This window comes from Brevundimonas sp. Leaf280 (assembly GCF_001422455.1).
Lineage (GTDB): Bacteria > Pseudomonadota > Alphaproteobacteria > Caulobacterales > Caulobacteraceae > Brevundimonas.
Window position 1 is genome coordinate 306,877 of record NZ_LMNC01000003.1, and the last position, 18,317, is coordinate 325,193.

Annotated in this window: 14 protein-coding genes; 2 read left to right on the forward strand and 12 right to left on the reverse strand. The window is 67.1% G+C overall.

What is annotated here, in order from left to right:
- The first annotated feature begins 102 nt into the window (after window positions 1-102).
- The gene (locus ASF31_RS07585; protein ID WP_055754075.1) at window positions 103-1,248 is read left to right on the forward strand and encodes a mechanosensitive ion channel family protein; all 1,146 of its coding nucleotides are present in this window, start codon (window positions 103-105) and stop codon (window positions 1,246-1,248) included.
- Here the strand turns inward: ASF31_RS07585 and ASF31_RS07590 are convergent.
- The 7 genes from ASF31_RS07590 to ASF31_RS07620 all read right to left on the reverse strand — a co-directional run bounded on the left by ASF31_RS07590 (window position 1,217) and on the right by ASF31_RS07620 (window position 8,668).
- Entirely contained in the window at window positions 1,217-1,630 is a 414-nt protein-coding gene (locus ASF31_RS07590; protein WP_055754076.1) for a surface-adhesin E family protein, read from the reverse strand. The genes ASF31_RS07585 and ASF31_RS07590 overlap by 32 nt on opposite strands.
- The gene (gene smc, locus ASF31_RS07595) at window positions 1,627-5,064 is read right to left on the reverse strand and encodes a chromosome segregation protein SMC (protein ID WP_055754077.1); all 3,438 of its coding nucleotides are present in this window, start codon (window positions 5,062-5,064) and stop codon (window positions 1,627-1,629) included. Before smc ends, ASF31_RS07590 begins: the two co-directional genes overlap by 4 nt.
- A 12-nt stretch (window positions 5,065-5,076) precedes the next feature.
- Window positions 5,077-5,688: a thioredoxin domain-containing protein gene (locus ASF31_RS07600; protein WP_055754078.1), complete on the reverse strand. Its 612-nt coding sequence runs from the start codon at window positions 5,686-5,688 to the stop codon at window positions 5,077-5,079.
- 15 nt (window positions 5,689-5,703) lie between these two features.
- Window positions 5,704-6,348, reverse strand: coding sequence for a DsbA family protein (locus ASF31_RS07605; protein WP_039246870.1), 645 nt, complete (start codon window positions 6,346-6,348; stop codon window positions 5,704-5,706).
- 107 nt (window positions 6,349-6,455) lie between these two features.
- Window positions 6,456-6,911: a response regulator gene (locus ASF31_RS07610; protein WP_082465069.1), complete on the reverse strand. Its 456-nt coding sequence runs from the start codon at window positions 6,909-6,911 to the stop codon at window positions 6,456-6,458.
- Window positions 6,912-8,006, reverse strand: coding sequence for a PAS domain-containing protein (locus ASF31_RS07615; RefSeq protein WP_055754079.1), 1,095 nt, complete (start codon window positions 8,004-8,006; stop codon window positions 6,912-6,914). It lies immediately after the preceding gene.
- 107 nt (window positions 8,007-8,113) lie between these two features.
- Window positions 8,114-8,668, reverse strand: a complete 555-nt coding sequence (locus ASF31_RS07620; RefSeq protein ID WP_055754080.1) for a DUF721 domain-containing protein — start codon at window positions 8,666-8,668, stop codon at window positions 8,114-8,116.
- A gap of 20 nt (window positions 8,669-8,688) precedes the next feature.
- Between ASF31_RS07620 and mutY the strand changes: the two genes are divergently transcribed.
- Window positions 8,689-9,738 carry an A/G-specific adenine glycosylase gene (gene mutY / locus ASF31_RS07625; protein ID WP_055754081.1) on the forward strand — a complete coding sequence of 350 codons (1,050 nt, stop codon included), beginning with the start codon at window positions 8,689-8,691 and terminating at the stop codon, window positions 9,736-9,738.
- A gap of 3 nt (window positions 9,739-9,741) precedes the next feature.
- On the opposite strand, the gene ASF31_RS07630 is transcribed toward mutY, so the two are convergent.
- The 5 genes from ASF31_RS07630 to ASF31_RS07650 all read right to left on the reverse strand — a co-directional run bounded on the left by ASF31_RS07630 (window position 9,742) and on the right by ASF31_RS07650 (window position 18,178).
- Window positions 9,742-11,889 (reverse strand): amylo-alpha-1,6-glucosidase, encoded by a 2,148-nt coding sequence (locus ASF31_RS07630; protein ID WP_055754082.1) that lies wholly within the window; start codon window positions 11,887-11,889, stop codon window positions 9,742-9,744.
- Between the two features lie 148 nt (window positions 11,890-12,037).
- Window positions 12,038-13,453, reverse strand: coding sequence for a VWA domain-containing protein (locus tag ASF31_RS07635; RefSeq protein ID WP_055754083.1), 1,416 nt, complete (start codon window positions 13,451-13,453; stop codon window positions 12,038-12,040).
- A gap of 117 nt (window positions 13,454-13,570) precedes the next feature.
- Entirely contained in the window at window positions 13,571-14,683 is a 1,113-nt protein-coding gene (locus ASF31_RS07640; RefSeq protein ID WP_055754196.1) for a glycosyltransferase family 4 protein, read from the reverse strand.
- 210 nt (window positions 14,684-14,893) lie between these two features.
- Complete coding sequence (locus ASF31_RS07645) at window positions 14,894-15,970, reverse strand: site-specific DNA-methyltransferase (RefSeq protein WP_055754084.1); 1,077 nt, start codon at window positions 15,968-15,970, stop codon at window positions 14,894-14,896.
- A 120-nt stretch (window positions 15,971-16,090) separates the two neighbouring features.
- Complete coding sequence (locus ASF31_RS07650) at window positions 16,091-18,178, reverse strand: catalase (RefSeq protein ID WP_055754085.1); 2,088 nt, start codon at window positions 18,176-18,178, stop codon at window positions 16,091-16,093.
- Window positions 18,179-18,317: the final 139 nt, after the last annotated feature.

The following is an 18,317-nucleotide window of genomic DNA, read 5'->3' on the forward strand; positions in this document are numbered from 1 at the left end:
ACCCCTCCGTCACGGCGCAAAGGGCGCGCCGCGCCACCTCCCCATCGCTTCGCGACAGGGAGGAGACATCAACCGTCTCGGCCCTGACGCGTTAGGAAGCTCATGCCTCCCGAAATCATCGCCGTCACTCGCCAGATCCGCGCCCTGTGGCACCGGTTCGACTGGCTGCCCGAATGGGCGGTCATCGGCCTGGTCCTGCTGGTCTTCGTCGGCGGCGGCTGGCTGACGCACAAGATCGTCTTCGCCATCCTGCGTCGCGTCGTTCGGAACAAGGATCTCTTCTGGCGCGGCGTAGTCGAGCGCGCGCGGGTCAAGCTGCGCGTCCTGATCATCATCATCGGGATCGGCATCGGCGTGACCGTCTCGCCGATGGATCCCGGCCCGTCCGAGGATATCCGCAGCGCTCTGCTGTTCCTGTTCATCCTGACCCTCGGCTGGATGGCGTCGGGCGTGCTCGACATGTGGTCGGTCATGCATCTCAAGCGGTACAATATCGCCGTCGAGGACAATCTGCTGGCCAGGAAGCACCTGACCCAGACCCGCATCCTGCAGCGGGTCGCCAAGGTCGTGCTGTTCATCGTCACCGTGGGCCTGGCCCTGATGACCATCGCCGGCTTCCGTCAATGGGGCGTCAGCCTGCTGGCCTCGGCTGGCGTCGTCGGCATCATCGCCGGTCTGGCGCTTCAGCCGATCCTGACGAACATGGTCGCCGGCATCCAGATCGCCCTGACCCAGCCCATCCGCCTGGACGACGCCGTCATCGTCGAGAACGAGTGGGGCAATGTCGAGGAAATCACCTCGACCTATGTGGTGGTCAAGCTCTGGGACTGGCGCCGGATGGTGCTGCCCCTGTCCTACTTCATCACCAAGCCCTTCCAGAACTGGACGCGCGAGAACGCCCGCCTGATCGGCGTGGCCTTCTTCTACGTCGATTACGAAGCGCCCATCGACCGGCTGCGCACCGCCTTTGAAGGCATCGTCAAGGCGTCCAAACACTGGGACGGCGACGTGCAGGTGATGCAGGTCACCGACATCACAGAACGCGTGCTTCAGGTGCGCTGCCTGGCCAGCGCCCGCTCGGCCCCGGTCGCCTTCGACCTGCGCTGCGAGATCCGCGAGAAGCTGATGGCCTTCATGCGCAACGAATGCCGCGAGGCCCTGCCGCGCGACCGTATCGAATGGCCGCAAGGGTCGGACAAGCCCGCCGAGGGGGCCGTCAGTCCGCCAGCGCCCTTTGTCCCTGGCTGATGGCCTGGTGCAGCGTCAGCGCCTGGGCCGGCCGTTCGACCCCGCACGCGATGGCCAGCAGCTCGGCTGCATCCCCGCCCGGCGCGGCGTCATAGGCGGGGGCGGCGTCGGGCGTCGCCGGCCCTTCCGTCCCGTCCGCCTTCAAAGAGGAGAAGTCCAACCGATCCGCCGTCCTCGCGCGGCAGTCGAACGCCCACCGCGACCAGCCCCCGACATAGGTCACGTCTCCGACCTTGAACCCGGCCTCGGTCACCTGCAGCTCCCGCATCCTCGCCACGTCGCCCTCGCGTTCGATCGAGGCGGCGTCGGCATAGATGGCGAACCGCCCGACGCCGGTTGGAATCAGTTGAGGATCGGCGAGCGCGAGCAGCAGGGCGATCATGCGACCAGGGTCTCCGCCTGTTTCAGGTCCACGCTGACCAGCTGGCTCATGCCGCGTTCGGGCATGGTGACGCCGTACAGCCGGTCCATCCGGCTCATGGTCACGGGGTTGTGGGTGATGACGATGAAGCGGGTGTCGGTGCGGCTGCGCATCTCGTGCAGCATCCGGCAGAAGCGGTCCACATTGGCGTCGTCCAGCGGCGCGTCCACCTCGTCCAGCACGCAAACCGGCGCGGGGTTGGCCAGGAAGACGCCGAAGATCAGGGCCGCCGCGGTCAGCGCCTGCTCGCCGCCGCTCATCAGGCTCATGACCGACAACCGTTTGCCGGGCGGGCAGGCGTAGATCTCCAGCCCCGCCTCCAGCGGGTCGTCGCTCTCGACCAGCTTCAGCTCGGCTTGGCCCCCGCCGAACAGGGCCTCGAACAGCGTTTTGAAGTTGGCGTTGATCACGTCGAACGCCGCCACCAGCCGCTCGCGGCCCTCGGCGTTCAGCTCGTCGATGCCGTCGCGCAGCTTGGCGATCGCCTGGGTCAGGTCGATCCGTTCCGACTTCATGCTGTTCAGCCGCTCGCCGTATTCGACCGCCTCGTCCTCGGCGCGCAGGTTGACGGCGCCCAGGGCCTCGCGTTCGCGCTCCAGCCCATAGAGCAGGCTCTCGGCGCCGGCGGCGTCGGGCGGGCGGGCGATGGCGTCGTCGGTCAGCTTCTGACCCAGCTCCTGCGGCGACATCTGCGCCGTCTCGCGCAGGGTGGTCTCGGCCTCGGCCAGCTTCTCGGCGGCGGCCTCGGCGCGGGCGGACAGGCCGGCGCGCGCCTCGCGGGCCTGCGACGCGGCGGTGTCTGTGGCGCGCGACGCGCGGTCGGCCTCGGTCGCCTGAGTTTCGGCGACGGCCATGGCGTCCGACGCCGCCTGTTTCCTCTGTTCGGCGGCGACCAGCGTGTCCAGCAGCTTGCCGCGCTGTTCAGCGAAGCCCTGGGGCGCGACCTCGGCCTGTTTCAGCAGGGCGGCGGTCCGGTCGGCGTCCTTGGCCAGGGCGGCGACGCGGCCGGCGCTGTCCTTGGACCGCGTGACCCAGCCTTCGCGCGCGCGGGTCAGGCTGCCCAGCCGCTGCTCGCGACCCTGACGATCGCGGGCCTCGGCGTCTCGGTCCGAGCGCGCGGTCTGGGCGGCGGTGCGGGCCGCGTCGGCCGTGGAGCGGGCGGCGGTCAGTTCGTCGCGCAGGCCGGCGATCGTCTCGGACGGGGCTTCGGTGGTCTGGGCGGCGTCCAGGGCGGCTTGCGCCTCGGCTGCGTCGGCCGCCAGCCGGCTCACGGTGTCGTCCAGCGCCTGGGCGCGGGCCTCGCGGCGGGCCTGCTCGCGGGCCAGGGTTTCCACGCGGTCGCGGGCGGCGGTCACGGCCTTGTCGGCGGCGAAGGGCTTCAGGCGTGCGGCCTTGACCGTCTCTTCGGCGGCGCGGAAGGCTTCCGTCGCCGACTTCTGGGCCGCCTGCGTTTGATCCAGCGCTGGTCTGCCCTTGTCGATCTCGGCTTCAAGCTCGGCCAGGCGCGTGCGCTGTGCCAGCCGCACGGCGGCCGGACGCGGCGCCTCGGCGCGGCTGACGAACCCGTCCCAGCGATAAAGGTCGCCCTCCACCGTCACCAGGCGCGCGCCGGGCGGCAGGGCCTGAGCCAGCCGGGCCGCGTCGGCCTTGGGCGCGACACCGCAAAGAGCGAGGCGCGCGGTCAGCTGTTCCGGCGCCTGCACATGATCCGAAAGCGGCGTGATACCGGCGGGCCAGGACGAGGAGGGCGCATCCGCCCCGCCCCAATAGGCGGCGGCTTTGGCGTCCAGCGCCGCGTCCAGATCGTCACCCAAGGCGGCGGCCAGGGCGGCCTCATAACCCTTGTCGGCCCGCACCTTGTCCAGGGCGGGGGGATGGTCGCGTTTGCCGGTGACCAGCAGTTGAGCCAAGCCGCGCGCCTCGGTCTGGAGCCGGCCCAGCCGGTCCTCTGCGGCGCGGGCGGCGGTGCGGGCCTCCTGTTCGGCGCGGGCCAGTTCGCCGCGTGTCGCCTCGGCCGCCTCGACGGCGTCGCGCGCCGCGGCGAGGTCGGCCTGCGCCGCTTCCAAAGCCTGGCGGGCGGTTTCCAGCTCGGGCGTTTCCAGCGGCCCTAGAGCCTCGCGTTCGCGCCGGGCCTGATCGTGCTGGGCGGTAACGCGGGTCAGCCGGGCCTCGGCGTCGCGCTTGCGGGCCGTCTCGGCATTGGCGCGGGCCTCGACGGCGGCCAGCATCCCCGCCAGCCGTTCGACCTCGCCGTCGGCGGCCTTGCGGGCGTCCTCGGCGGCCGCCAGGGCCAGGTCCAATTCGGGGCCGCGTTCGGGGGCGGCGGCGATCTCGGCCTTCAGCCGGCTCAGTTCGTTGTCGAGCCGGTCCAGTTCGCGCTGGGCGTCGGCGGCCATGCCGTCTTCGCGCGCGGCGTCGGCGGCGATGCGGGCGGCCTCGGCCTTGAGGCGATCCACTTCCGCACGGGCCGCCTGTTCAGCCATGTCCAGCCGATCGCGCTCCAGGCTGGCGCGGTGCAGCAGCGCGGAGGCGACGGCGTCCTCCTCTCGCGCGGGCTTCAGAGCGTCCTGAGCGGACAGGGCGGCCGTCTGTGCGGCGGCGGCGGCGGTCGTGGTGTCGGCCACCGCCCGGTCGGCCTCGCGCAGTTCGGCGGCGGCGGCCTCTGCGGCCAGACGCGCGTCGTTCCAACGCACATACAGCAGGGCGGCCTGAAGGGCGCGGATCTCTGCCGAGATCTTCTTGTACTTCTCGGCTTGGCGGGCTTCGCGCTTCAGCCGGTTCAGCGCCGTCTCCAGCTCGCGGCCGATGTCGTCCAGCCGGTCCAGGTTGGTCTCGGCGGCTTTGAGGCGCAGCTCGGCCTCGTGCCGACGGGTGTGCAGACCGGCGACGCCGCCCGCCTCTTCCAGAATGCGCCGGCGGTTCTGCGGCTTGGCGGCGATCAGTTCCGAAATCTGGCCCTGACGCACCAGAGCGGGCGAGTTGGCGCCGGTCGAGGCGTCGGCGAACAGCAGCTGGACGTCGCGGGCGCGCACCTCCTTGCCGTTGATGCGGTAGGTCGAGCCCTGACCCCGGTCGATCCGGCGCGACACCTCCAGCACGGGGCTGTCGGTGAAGGGCTGGGGCGCGCGGCGAGCCGCGTTGTCGATGGTCAGGCTGACTTCGGCGTGGCTGCGCGGAGGACGGCCAGCGGCGCCGGCGAAGATGACGTCGTCCATGCCCTGACCGCGCATGGCCTTGGCCGAGTTGGCGCCCATGACCCAACGCAGGCTTTCAAGGACGTTGGACTTGCCGCAGCCGTTCGGGCCGACGACGCCGGTCAGGCCGGATTCGATGTGTACCTCCGCCGGATCGACGAACGACTTGAAGCCGACAAGCCGGAGGCGCTGGAACTGCATCGTCCTGGCGGACTACCGAAGCAGCGGATCGATGGCGGCCGACAGGGCCTCCAGCGAATGCTCCATCACCATCGTCCCGTTGACGAAGAAGGTGGGCGTGCCGGTGACGCCTGCGGCGCGCGCACCCTCGATTTGGGCGTCGAGGGCCGTACGGATGGTCGGGCCGTTCAGGCACGCCTCGATCTGCTCGCGGTTCTTGCCGCTGGCGGCGATACCGGCCGCGAACCAGGGTTGGGCGCCGGTGGTCTGCAGGTTGGCTTGATCGCGCATGAAGACGGCAGCCACGTCGAAATAGCGTTCGGGCGCGGCGCACAGGGCGACCGCAGCCGCGGCGGCGGCGACATTGGCGGGCGCGGTCGGCAGGTTGCGGTGAACCAGCCGGACCTTGCCGGTGTCGATGTATTTGGCCTTGAAGGCCGGCAGCACGGTGTTGTGGAAGTCCGCACAGTGCGAGCAGGTGAAGGACGCGTATTCAATCACCGTGACCGGCGCATTCGCCCGACCCAGGATATGATCCTGGGCCGTGACGGGCGGGGGCGCATCGGCGGCGAGCGCCGGCGTCGCCAAACCGCCGGTCAGGGCGGCCAAGGCGAAACCGGCGGCGATGAAGGCGCGTCGCATCATCTGATTTGGCCTCGGTTACTTGGCCAGGGCCGCGTCGATGGCGGTGGACAGGTCGGCCAGGCTGGCGCCTTCGCCGCCGGGCGAGATGACCTGGGTTTCGTTGACGTAGAAGGCCGGGGTGCCGGTCACGCCTTGGGCGCGCGCGGCCTGAACCCGCTTCTCCATGGCGGCGACAGCGTCCTTGTCGGTGACGCAGTCGTTGAATTGCTGCTCGGACAGGCCAGCGGCCTGGGCGGTGCGCAGCAGCCAGTCGCGCGGCGAGGACGTCAGCATCTCCTGCTGCGTCGCCATCAGCTGGTGAACCACGTCGAAATACTTGTCCGGGCCGGCGCAGCGCGCGACCAGGAAGCCGGCGGTGGCGGCGTCGACCGGCGGTGTCGGCAGTTCGCGGAAGACGTAGCGGACCTTGTTGGTGTCGACGTATTTGGCCTTGAACGCCGGCCAGGTGTTCTTCTGCCACAGGGCGCAGTGGGGGCAGGTGACCGAGGCGTATTCGACCACCGTGACCTTGGCGCCTTCGGGCGCGCCCAGACCCATGTCGCCTTCCGCCGCACCCTTGGCGCCGCCGCCGCAGGCCGCCAGAGCCATGGTCGCCAGTGCGGCGCCGGTGATGGCCGCACGACGGCTCATGCGGGCGAAGCGGGATTCAGTGTCGGCCATGAAGGTTCCTCGGATCGGATCGTTGGCGATGATCGCGCGATTCCCCGGGAATGGCGCAACCCTGAACTAGTCTGGAACAGGTGCGGCGAAGTTTTGTCAACAGGGCCTTATCCGCGCGCCCAGGCCCGATCGATCGCCGGTGCGGGGATGAAACTTTGCGGCCTGTCCTGGCGGGGCGGCGGATCGCTTATGCCCTGCTGAATGAAGCGCATCGCCGACAGCAGGCCGGACCGTGAGAAGGGCTTGGGGATCACGCCGTGGGCGCCCAGGAAGTCCTCGGGGATCATCTTGGGGTTGGCGGTCAGAAAGACAACGGCCGTGGACGGCCAGCGATCCTTTATCAGGCGACAAACGTCCAGACCGCTGGAGTTATCCGCCAGCTGGATGTCGACAAAGGCGATGTCGGGCGGCGCGTCGAGCGACAGCGACTCGACCTCGCTCAGGGACATGGCTTCTCCGACCAGCCGGTGGCCTTCGTCCTCAAGCATCGCCTCGAGGTCCATCACAAGCAGGGCCTCGTCCTCGACGACCAGGATGTCGAAGTGAGGCCCAGCGGCGCGCACCTAGCCGCTCACGGGGAAGTCGACGACCGCGCGCGTTCCGGGGTCGGCTGGCAGCCACAGCGTCTTGCCGCCGATCTGCTTTGAAAGACGACCGATCAAAGTCTTGCCCAATCCCTGATGCGCAGCGCCGGGAATGCCGGGGCCGTCGTCCTGAACAACGACCTGGCCGCCTTGTTCCGTTCTTTTGGCCGAGACGATCAATCGGCCGCCGCGATCCTCGGGGAAGCCGTGCTTGATCGCATTGGTCAGCAGTTCGTTGATGATCAGCCCGATCGACGAGGCATGGGTCGAAGGAATGAACATGGGCTCCACATCGACGGACACCTCGATATCGGTGCGTCCTGTCGAGCCAATCACATCGGCGACCAGGGTGTTGGTGAAGGCGCCGACGTCAAACTGGGTGACGTCCTCGGACTGATAGAGTTTGCGGTGAACGGTCGCCAGGGCGTCCACTCGCTCTAACATGGAGTCCAAGGTGGCGGTCAGGGCCGGATCGGACAGCGAGCGCGATTGCAGCCGCAGCAGCGAGCCGATCATGGTCAGGTTGTTCTTGACCCTGTGATCGACCTCGTGAAGCAGCAGGGTCTTGGCGGCGAGCGCCTCTTGCAGATCGGCGGTGCGGGCGGCGACTTCGCGTTCGACCAGGGCCTTCTGCTTTTCGACATAGGCCTGGGCCTCGATCCGCTCGGTCACGTCCAACTGCGAGGCGAAGAAATATTCGATGTCGCCGTGGGCGTTGCGCACCGGGCTGATGAACAGGGCGTTCCAGAAGGTGCTGCCGTCCTTACGATAGTTCAGCAGATCGATGTGGATGTCTGTACCGGCCTGCAGGGCGTCGCGGATTTTGGCCACGGCGTCCCTATCGGAATCTGGCCCCTGAAGAAAACGGCAGTTCTGGCCGATGATCTCGTCGCGCTCGTAGCCTGTCAGGTCCTGAAAGGCCTTGTTGGCGAAGACGATGGGATTATCGTCGCGACGCGGGTCGGTGATGACCATCGGCATGCGCGTGCCACGTATGGCAGCGGCGAACGGATCTCCGCGCCCGATTTCGTGTTCGACGACATCGGTAAGTCGCCAGTCGTCTTGCTGCTTCATCGGGACTCGGAATACAGGCGCGCGACCGGAAGCGCCGTGCGGATATTTGTCGCTTTACAATCTCTTCCTACAGCACCGGGGGGCGACTGCCAACCAAGGCGCGGCGCTCAGTCGGACTTGATGTCGGAGCGCGACAGGGCGACGCGGCCCAGCCGGACCAAGGCGGCGCGCAGATCGTCGGGGGCTGAAGCGATCGATGCGGCCAGATCGGCCTCGGCCTCGGCGGGCAGGGGCGGCGGCTTGGCGCTGCGTTTGGGACGGGCGGCGGCCTCCTTCAAAGGGGCGACCGGACCCTGGGCGATGCGCAACCGGTCCACGGTCCCGGCGCCCAGGAACAGGTTGACGCGGGCCAAGATGTCCTCGGACTGATGCTGGATCAGCAGGGCGGCGGCGCCGGCGACGCGCAACTCCAGCACGCCGGGCTGACCGCCCTTGCCCTTGGTCAGCTTCTGCGGGCGGGTGACGCGCGCCAGGCGATCGCCGACGATCTCGCGCCAGCGGGGCTCCAGCGCGCCGGCGCCGCGTCCGAACTGTTCGTCCAGCTTCTTGATCAGGGGCGTCAGCGCCTTGCCCGCGCGCGGCGCCGGTCGGGGGACCGGACGGGTGCGGCGGCGAGACAGGATCTCGCGGACCTCGGCGTCTGTGGGCAGCGTGCGGCGCATGGGTCTATATAGCCCGACCGATGCCTGACGTCTCTCCCGACATAGACCTGATCCGCTCGCGGCTGCTGGCCTGGTACGACGCCCATGCGCGCAGCCTGCCGTGGCGAGCGGCCGTCGGCGCGCCGCGGACCGAGCCATACCGCGTCTGGTTGTCGGAGGTCATGCTGCAGCAGACGACCGTGCCGCATGCGACGCCGTATTTCCACGCCTTCACCACGCGCTGGCCGACGGTCTCGGACCTGGCGGCGGCCGAGGATGCGGAGGTCATGGGGGCCTGGGCGGGGCTGGGCTACTATGCGCGTGCGCGCAATCTGCTGGCCTGCGCGCGGGCGGTGGCGGGCGCGCATGGCGGGGTGTTTCCGGACACCGAGGCGGCGCTGCTCGCCCTGCCGGGCGTGGGCGCCTATACGGCCGCAGCCGTCGCCTCCATCGCCTTCGACCTGGCGGCCAATGTCGTGGACGGCAATGTCGAGCGGGTGATGGCGCGGCTGTTTGCGGTCGAGACGCCGGTCCCCGCCGCCCGGCCAGAGTTGAGGCGGCTGGCGGGCCTGTTCGTCACCGACGAGCGGCCAGGGGATTGGGCGCAGGCGTTGATGGATCTGGGCGCGACGGTTTGCCGGCCCAAGTCGCCGTCGTGCGGGACCTGTCCGGCAGCCGGCGAATGCCTGGGTCTGGCCACGGGCGACCCGGCCCGGTTTCCGATGAAGACCAAGAAGGCGGACCGGCCGCATCGGCGGGGCGCGGCCTATGTGCTGGTCGATGATCAGGGGCGGGTCGCAGTCGAGACGCGGCCTGAAAAGGGGCTGCTGGGCGGAATGCTGGGCCTGCCGACCAGCGACTGGACAACAGGCGAGCCTGTTGCCGCAGCGCCGGTCGAGGCCGACTGGCGCGAAGCGGGCGCTGTCGAGCACGTCTTCACGCACTTCAGCCTTACGCTTACGGTGATGACCGCGCGCGTCGATGCGGACGGTGACTATCGCTGGATGCCGATCGAGGCGGCGCGGGCCGCGCTGCCGACGGTCTTCGCCAAGGCGCTGGACCGGGCGAGCGTGCCTGATCTGTTCGGCTGACCCCTATCGCAACGTGCGGATCGAAACCTTGCCCTGCTTGTGATGCGGGATGACCACGGCGCGACCGTCGGCGTGCTGGATATTCAGATCGACAACGGCGCCGCCGACTTCCAGACCGGTGATCTTGAGACGGTCCAGACCGGCGGGCAGGACGGGGTCAGAGAGATCGACCGTCTCGGTCCAGGCGTCGATCGACAGGCCCAGGGTCGCCTGAAGCATCAGGAAGACCGATCCCGCCGCCCAGGCCTGAGGCAGACAGGCGACCGGATAGGCGATGGGCGGCTCGCCCGGCTCACGCGGGAAGCCGCAGAACAGTTCGGGCAGCCGCAGGTGGAAGTGGGCGGCCGCAGCGTAGATCTCGGCCAGGATTTGCGCGACCGCATCGCGCTCGCCGTAAGCCGCCATGCCGGCGGCGGCCATGGCGGTGTCGTGAGGCCAAACCGAGCCGTTGTGATAGCTCATCGGATTGAAGCGGGCCTGTCCGACCTCCAGCGTGCGGATGCCCCAGCCGGTGCGGAACTCGGCGGTCAGCAGGCGTTTTGTGACGCGCCTAGCGCGTTCTAGTGATGGCAGGCCGGTAAACAGCAGATGCCCTGCGTTGGAGGCGATGGCGCGACATTGCTGTCCGTCGCCATCGAGGGCTACAGCGTAGAAGCCCTCGTCCTCCATCCAGAACTTTTCCTCGACCAGAGAGCGGACCTGTTCGGCGCGCATACGCCATTCGGTCGTGCGGTCGTCGTGCAGACGCTCACCTAGATCACCCAGCGCTTTCCAGGCGGCGAAGGCGTAGCCCTGAACCTCCAGAAGCGCGATCGGACCCTTGGGGAAGCGGCCGTCGGCGTGGAAGATGGAATCCTCTGAGTCCTTCCAGCCCTGGTTGGACAGGCCGGTGTCGGCCCCGCGCTGGTAGTCGATCAGGCCGTCGTTGTTGCTGTCGCCATAGTCGCGCATCCAGTCGGCGGCCGCGATCAGATTGGGCCAGAGCTTGCGGATCAGATCCAGATCGCCGGTGCGGTTGGCGTAGGCTCCGGCCAGGGCCACGAACAGACAGGTGGTGTCGACCCCGCCGTAGTAGAGACCGAACGGCACCTCGTGCAGGGCGCTCATCTCGCCGCCGCGGGTTTCGTGCATGATCTTGCCGGGCTGGCTGTCTTGATAGAGCGACGTCTCGGTCGCCTGGCGTGAGGCCAGATAGGTCAGCACGCCCTTGGCCAGCGACGGATCCAGCCAAAGCATTTGCCAGGCCGAAATGATGCCGTCGCGGCCGAACGGGGTCGAGAACCACGGCGTGCCTGCATAGGGATAGGGGCCGGTCGGCAAGTCTGTGGTCAACAGCGCCATGTCGGCGCGCGACTGGTCCAGCCAGTCGTTGAAGCGCGGGCTGCGCGGGCCGCGCACCGAGGCGCCCCGCCGGCGTTTGGCGCGCATGGCCAGGCGGGCCTGGATGGCGTTCTGGCGCCAGCGATCGGCGTCCGGCGTTTCGCAGGCGTCCACGCCGCACTCGATGAACAGGTCCAGCGAGCGGCCCTTGGGTAGGCTGAACATGAACTCGGCGCGCTGATGCGTCAGGCGCGCGGGCGGTTCGGAGAAGGCGATGCAGCTGGACCGGTCCACATCGTCCAGGCCGGTGTAGCGGAAGGTGACGCGGCGACCGTCGGTGGTCGGCGTATGGATCGTCCCGCGCTTGGCCCGAGGCGTGCCGCGCACCTGGAAGATATCGAAGAAGTCCGCGCCGAAGTCGAAGGCCAGCGGCAGTAGGATGTCCTCCACCCCGTGGTTGACCATGCGGATGCGCTCGAACATCCGCCGGTTCCACAGGAACCGCCGGCGCTCGATATGCAGGACGCCGGCCGGGGCCGATCGACCGCCCATCGGGGGCAGGGGACGGTTGGTGGTGTGGCAGGAGAAGAAGACGTTGTCCTGGCTGACGCCCGACGACAGGCGCGACGGCTTCAGCAGGCCTACCGTCATCGCCCAACGCGACAGGACGCGGGTGTCGCCTGCGAACAGGCCGTCGGCGCCGCCCTTCATGTCGCCCCACCCGTCGGCAACCAGGAAGGTATCGCCTTCCTTCAGCGCCATCAGTTGTTCGAGACCCGTGGCCTCGACCGATTCACCGGCGGTCAGTTGAGTGGAATAGGCGTCGTCCATGCGGTCTCTTCCCCGTCGTTGTGAGGCCTCGGCCGAACGTGTCGCACCCGAATGCGGCGCTCAGGGGCCGCTTGCAGACTTTAATGGGCAAGTCGCCGACGGGTTCAGGCGAACCTGTGCTTTTTCATCAACAGAGGCCGGGCGACCTTCATTTGATCAACCGTACGACGCCGATAGATCGCGCGATCTCGCGGAAGGCGGCTTCCAGGGCGGCGCTGTCTTCGGCCAGGAAGGCATGATCGGAATCGGTGGCGCAGGTCCTCAGCAGATTGCGTCCGTTCTGGGTGGGCACGTTCAGGCCGACGGTGAAGACCTCGATCTTGTTCGACTTGGCGTAGGTGCAGATCGAGTCGAGATCGGAATCCGTCGCCGCCAGCTCATTGGGTTTGACCGTGGCGACGTGCGCGCCGTCCGACGAGCGGTAGCGCAGGGTGTTCACACCGTCGGTCATCAGCACCAAAATCTTGCGCGGCGTGCGGTTCGCGGGATCGTAGGCGCCGCCTTCCTGGAATGGCGCGGTAGGCGACAGCAGATTGATGCCCCAGATCAGGCCGGATGGAATGTGGGTTTCGGGTTTGTAGCCGCCGACATTGATGACGAGGTTCTTGATTGCGTTCAGGACGCTGGACTTGCTCTTGGACAAGGGGCTGACCGCATTCAGGCAGCTCTGGCCCGTCGTCAGGAAACCCTTGTAGGGCGTCGCCGGCGACTGGTCGTTCAGCCGCGTCGTGCCGACGTTGCGCGAATAGACGCAGCCGAACCACTTGTAGCTGACGTTGCAAGCATAGGGCGGGACCGTGACCGTCTTGACCACCTGATCCTTGTAGCAGGTGCCGGTCTCGCTGACGCCATCGCGCACGGTGGTGCACGGATAGGGCGTGCCGCCGCTATAGGTCGTCTTGGTCGTGCAGGTGCGCTCCTGAACATAGTCGTCGGGCACGGAAATCCACGGGGCCTTGCGATTGGCAATCCCGACATTGACGTAGTCCGCATAGGGCACGACGCCGATCGAGACCTCGTCGCTCTCGGTCGCCATCAACTCGTTGACCAGCAGACTGGCCGAGGTCTTCAGCGCATCGATCCGCTTGATCGAGCGGCTGTCCTTTTCGCTCATCGACCAGGTGTTATCGAGCACCAGGACGGTCTCGATCTTTTGCGCCACGCCGCGCGTCGCCTCGGACAGGGCGTTGATGTCGAACTGTTTGACGCCGGCCAGACCCGCGAAGATGGGTTTGACCCCGCCCTTGAACGTCACCCTGACGATTTTGCCATCGACGTATTGAGTGCCGGTTTTCCAGCCGTCGAGCAGTTGGCCGGTCTTCAGATTGGCCTCCAGATAGGGACCGCTGACCGCTTCCAACTCCTTGACCGTCTGGGCGCGGGACGCGGCCGCGCCCAACGCTGCTGCATCGAGCGCTTCCTGCACCTGGTTCCTGACCGAGACATAGCGATTGATGTCGATGGCCAGGCCGACCATCAGTGTCAGTCCCATGGCGGACAGGGCGAAGAAGGTCGCAATGTTGCCCGCGGTATTCCGGCGCAGATGCGCCAGCCGCCGCCTCATCGCTGTCCATTGCATAGTGGTCGCCCCGATTTGGGACGACCGTAATGGATAAGCTTAACTTTTGGATGAACGCCGTTACTAACTCAGGATTGCAACGGCGTCCCGACTGAGTTGGTTTCAGGCGGTGGCGGCGAAGCTGCGTTCTTCACGAGGACGCAACGGCGTGACCACGTCATCCAGCGCGGTTTCCGCGAACGGGCGACGGGCCAGCAGATCGCCGTAGACGTCCAGATATCGACGCGCCATGGCGGTTGCCGAGAACCGCAGATCGAAGCGCGCGCGGATGGCCTCGCGATCCAGCAGATGCGCGCGTCCGGCTGCGGCGACGGCCTGTTCCATCGTATCGACCAGGAAGCCGGTGGCGCCGTCTTCGATCACCTCTGGCGTCGAGCCGCAGCGGAAGGCGATCACCGGCGTGCCGCAGGCCATGGCCTCGATCATCACCAGGCCGAACGGTTCGGGCCAGTCGATAGGGAAGAGCAGGGCCTCCGCGCCGCCGAGGAAGGCAGACTTCTGGTGGTCGCCGATCTCGCCTATGAACTCGATAAGCGGATTGCCCTCGACGAGCGGGCGGATGGTCTCTTCCCAATAGCGTTTGTCGGCGGCGTCCACTTTGGCGGCCATCTTCAGACGCTTGCCCAGTTTGGTGGCGATCTCGATGGCGCGGTCGGGGCGCTTCTCGGGCGAGATGCGACCCAGGAAGGCCAGATAGCCCTCGGACTTCGGGGAGAAGATGTATTGTTCGCCGGGCATGCCGTGATGGACGGTGGCCTTCCAGTTGGCGAAATGCAGCGGCTTGCGCTGGTCGTCGGAGATGGAGACCAGGCCGAACTCGCTCCAGCGCGCATAGACGCCGGGCAGGTCCTTCATGTCCAGACGGCCGTGCAGGGTCGTCAGGGTCTTGTCCGCGCATTTCTGGAACAGCGGGAAATGGACCATGTCGGTATGGAAGTGGATGACGTCAAACTCGTCTGCGCGGTCCAGAACTTCGCCCAGCATCGACAGGTGGGCGGCGAGATCGGATTTCAGCGGCGCCGGATCCAGGCGGATGGCCTGATCGCGCACGGGCACCAGACGGGCCTTGGTCTGGGCGTCGGCGCTGGCGAACAGGGTCACGTCGTGGCCCAGATCGACCAGGGCGTCGGTCAGATGCGCCACCACACGCTCCGTGCCGCCGTACAGCTTGGGAGGCACGGCCTCATACAGAGGGGTGATTTGCGCGATTTTCATGGTGATGTGCTCCGACACCGCATCCTGGCGGGCCGTTGACATCAATGTTCTCGCAACTGCGAAGTTCCATCGCAGCTGACTAATTTTTACATAGGTTTCGCGGGGTTACAGCGATGCTGACCCGTAATGAGTGTGCGAAATCGTACGTTTCAGCGACGCATTGTCAGCTAAGTGATTGATGCGGCTTATGCGACGCGCGGTCGCAGCGGCTCACATCGCGGCGCGGACTTCCGAGCGCAGGGCGTCGATGGATTTCAGTCCCTGATCGGTCTTGAAGCGCCAGTAGGTCCAGCCGTTGCAGGCCGGCGCGTTTTCCAGCAGCGCGCCCAGTTTGTGGATCGAGCCGCTGAGCGAACCGTGAACCAGCGAACCGTCCGCACGAACACGCGCCTCACGCTCGCCCTTGGGGCAATACAGGCGGTCGCCGGGTTGCAGCAGGCCGGCCTCGACAAGGGCGCCGAACGGCACCTTGGGCTCGGCGCGCTTGGAGCCTGTGACCATCAGGTCCTCGGGGCGGGCAGGGATGACCGAGGCGATGCGGGTTTCGGCGACTTGGGAATAGGTCTCGTCACGCTCGATGCCGATGTAATGGCGGCCGAGGCGTTTGGCGGCGGCGCCGGTGGTGCCGGTGCCGAAGAAGGGGTCCAGGATCACGTCGCCGGGGCGCGTCGCCGACAGCAGGACGCGGTGCAGCAGGGCTTCGGGCTTCTGGGTCGGGTGGGCCTTTTTGCCGTCGGCGTCCTTGATCCGTTCCTCGCCCGTGCACAGGGCGAAGGTCCAATCGGAGCGCATCTGGGTGTCTTCGTTGAAGGCCTTCAGCGCATCATAGTTGAAGGTGTAGCGCTTCTGATCCCGCGACTTGGCGGCCCAGATCAGGGTCTCATGGGCGTTGGTGAACCGGGTGCCCTTGAAGTTCGGCATCGGGTTGGACTTGCGCCAGATGATGTCGTTCAAAACCCAGAAGCCCAGGTCCTGGATCGCCGATCCCAGGCGGAAGACGTTGTGGTAGCTGCCGATCACCCAGATCGAGCCCTCGGGCTTCAGGACGCGGCGGCATTCCGCCAGCCAGGCGCGGGTGAAGGCGTCGTAGTCGGCGAAGCTGGCGAACTTGTCCCAGTCGTCATCGACCGCATCGACCTTGGAATTGTCGGGACGCAGCAGGTCACCGCCCAGCTGCAGATTATAGGGCGGATCGGCGAAGACCATGTCCACCGAGGCGTCGGGCAGGCTCTTCAGCACCTCGATGCAGTCGCCACGGTGAATGACGTCGGTCTTCAGATCGGACATGGAACGCGGTCTCGCAACAATGAGACCGCTATGGTGAATCCTTACGGTTAAGGCAGTGTTGAAATCCGCCCGGTCCCGTCATTCCAGGCACAGGGCCTGGGATGACGAAAGGTGGGGCGATCAGGCCAGCATGCGCACCTTGGGCTCGCGATCCCACTGGCGGGTGCGGGCGGGGACGAGGAAGGCCTCGGCGTTCTTGGATAGGTCGATCACCCCGGCGTCCGGCTCGATGCCCGCCTTGTCCAACAGGGGCTGGGCTTCGGGGGTGTGGCCAACGGCTTTGAGGTGACCGAAGGCGTCCTTGGCGAAATCGACCGCGGCGCCTTCCTTTAGCAACTGGGCGCAGCCGTCGTCGGACAGGACGATGGCGACGGCGTCGAACAGGACCGACGGGCTGCCGGCCAGTTGCCCGTCTGCGGCCAGGGCCTTGCCGTCCTTCAGCTTTGCGCCGCCGATCTTGGGCGCGACCATGAAGACCGAGCCGCCGTCGCCTTCAACCGCCGCCTTCACGGCGTCGATGACCGCGCCATCCGAACCGTCGGCGACCAGGATGGCGACCTTCCGGCCCTTCAGGGTGTCGGGGTATTTGCCGACGATGCGCAAGGCAGGCGAGGCGTCCAGATCGATGGGCGCCACACCGGGGTCGGACGCCTTGGGCAGGGGCAGGTTCAGGCCGTCGGCGACGCGCTGGGCCAGCGTCTCATCGACATTCTGCAGATTGGCCAAAACGCGCTCGCGGACGTGAGCGAGCGACACCTTGGACAGTTCGAAGACGATGGCGCTGGCCAGGTGGGCCTGTTCGATCTCGGTCTGGGAGCGGAAGAACAGACGCGCCTGACTATAGTGATCGGCGAAGCTTTCGGCGCGCAGCCGGACCTTTTCGCCCTCGACCGGACTGGGCGCGGTGCGGAAACCGCCCTTGGGATCCTCGCGCGGGCCGCCGTCCTCGCCCGCCTCGGTGAGACTGTTGGGTTCATAGTTGGCGCGGCCCTTGGGCACGGCCATCTGCATATGACCGTCGCGCTGGAAGTTCTGGAAGGGGCAGCCTTTGGCCTGGTTGATTGGGATCTGGTGAAAGTTGACCGTGCCCAGACGCGACAGCTGGGTGTCCTGATAGGAGAACAGGCGGCCCTGCAGCAGCGGGTCTTCCGAGAAGTCGATGCCCGGAACAATATTGGTCGGCAGGAAGGCGACCTGTTCGGTCTCGGCGAAGAAGTTGTCAGGGTTGCGGTCCAGCACCATTCGGCCGATCACGCGGATCGGATAATCTTCTTCCGGCACCAGCTTGGTGGCGTCCAGAATGTCGAAGGGCAGGGCGTCGGCCTGTTCCTGGGTGAACAGTTGCACGCCGAACTCCCACTCGGGGAAGTCGCCCTGATCGATGGCCTCATACAGGTCGCGGCGGTGATAGTCGGGGTCGGCGCCGGCGATCTTGACCGCCTCGTCCCAGCAGGTGGACTGCGTCCCCAGCTTGGGCCGCCAGTGGAACTTGACCAGGGTCGCCTCGCCGTCCGCGTTCAGCAGGCGGAAGGTGTTGACGCCGAAGCCCTCCATCATGCGCAGGCTGCGCGGGATGCCGCGATCCGACATGGCCCACATGACCATATGCATGCTCTCGGGCATCAGGCCGATGAAGTCCCAGAAGGTGTCGTGGGCGCTGGCCGCCTGGGGATAGCCCTTGTCGGCCTCCATCTTCACCGAATGAATCAGGTCCGGGAACTTGATCGCGTCCTGGATGAAGAAGACGGGGATGTTGTTGCCGACCAGATCCCAGTTGCCCTCGGTCGTATAGAATTTGACCGCAAAGCCGCGCACGTCGCGCGGCGTATCGACCGAACCCGCGCCGCCAGCGACGGTCGAGAAGCGGGTGAACAGTTCGGTCTTCTTGCCGACCTCGGTCAGGATCTTGGCGGTGGTGAAGTCCGACAGACTGTCGGTCAGTTCGAAGAAGCCGTGGGCGGCCGAGCCGCGCGCATGGACGATCCGCTCGGGGATGCGCTCGTGGTCGAAATGCTGGATCTTCTCGCGAAGGATGAAGTCCTCCAACAGGGTCGAGCCGCGCGGCCCGGCCTTCAGCGAGTTCTGGTTGTCGCTGATCGGCGTGCCGTGATTGGTAGTCAGGCGGGTCTCAGGCGTCGAGGCGGTCTGGTGCACCTCGCCGGCGGCGCCGATTGTCGGCGCGCGCGCCGGCTTTGAGTTCTTGGCCATCTTGGGAGTCCTTTGGAGCAGCGGCGCAAGCGGAAGCCGCGCGCGTTCCCGAAGACAACCCGGTGGAGGCGCAATAGTTCTGTGCGAGTTCGCGCACAGCCGCGCCCGATCGTCCCTAGAAAAGTTCGCTCAGTATGCG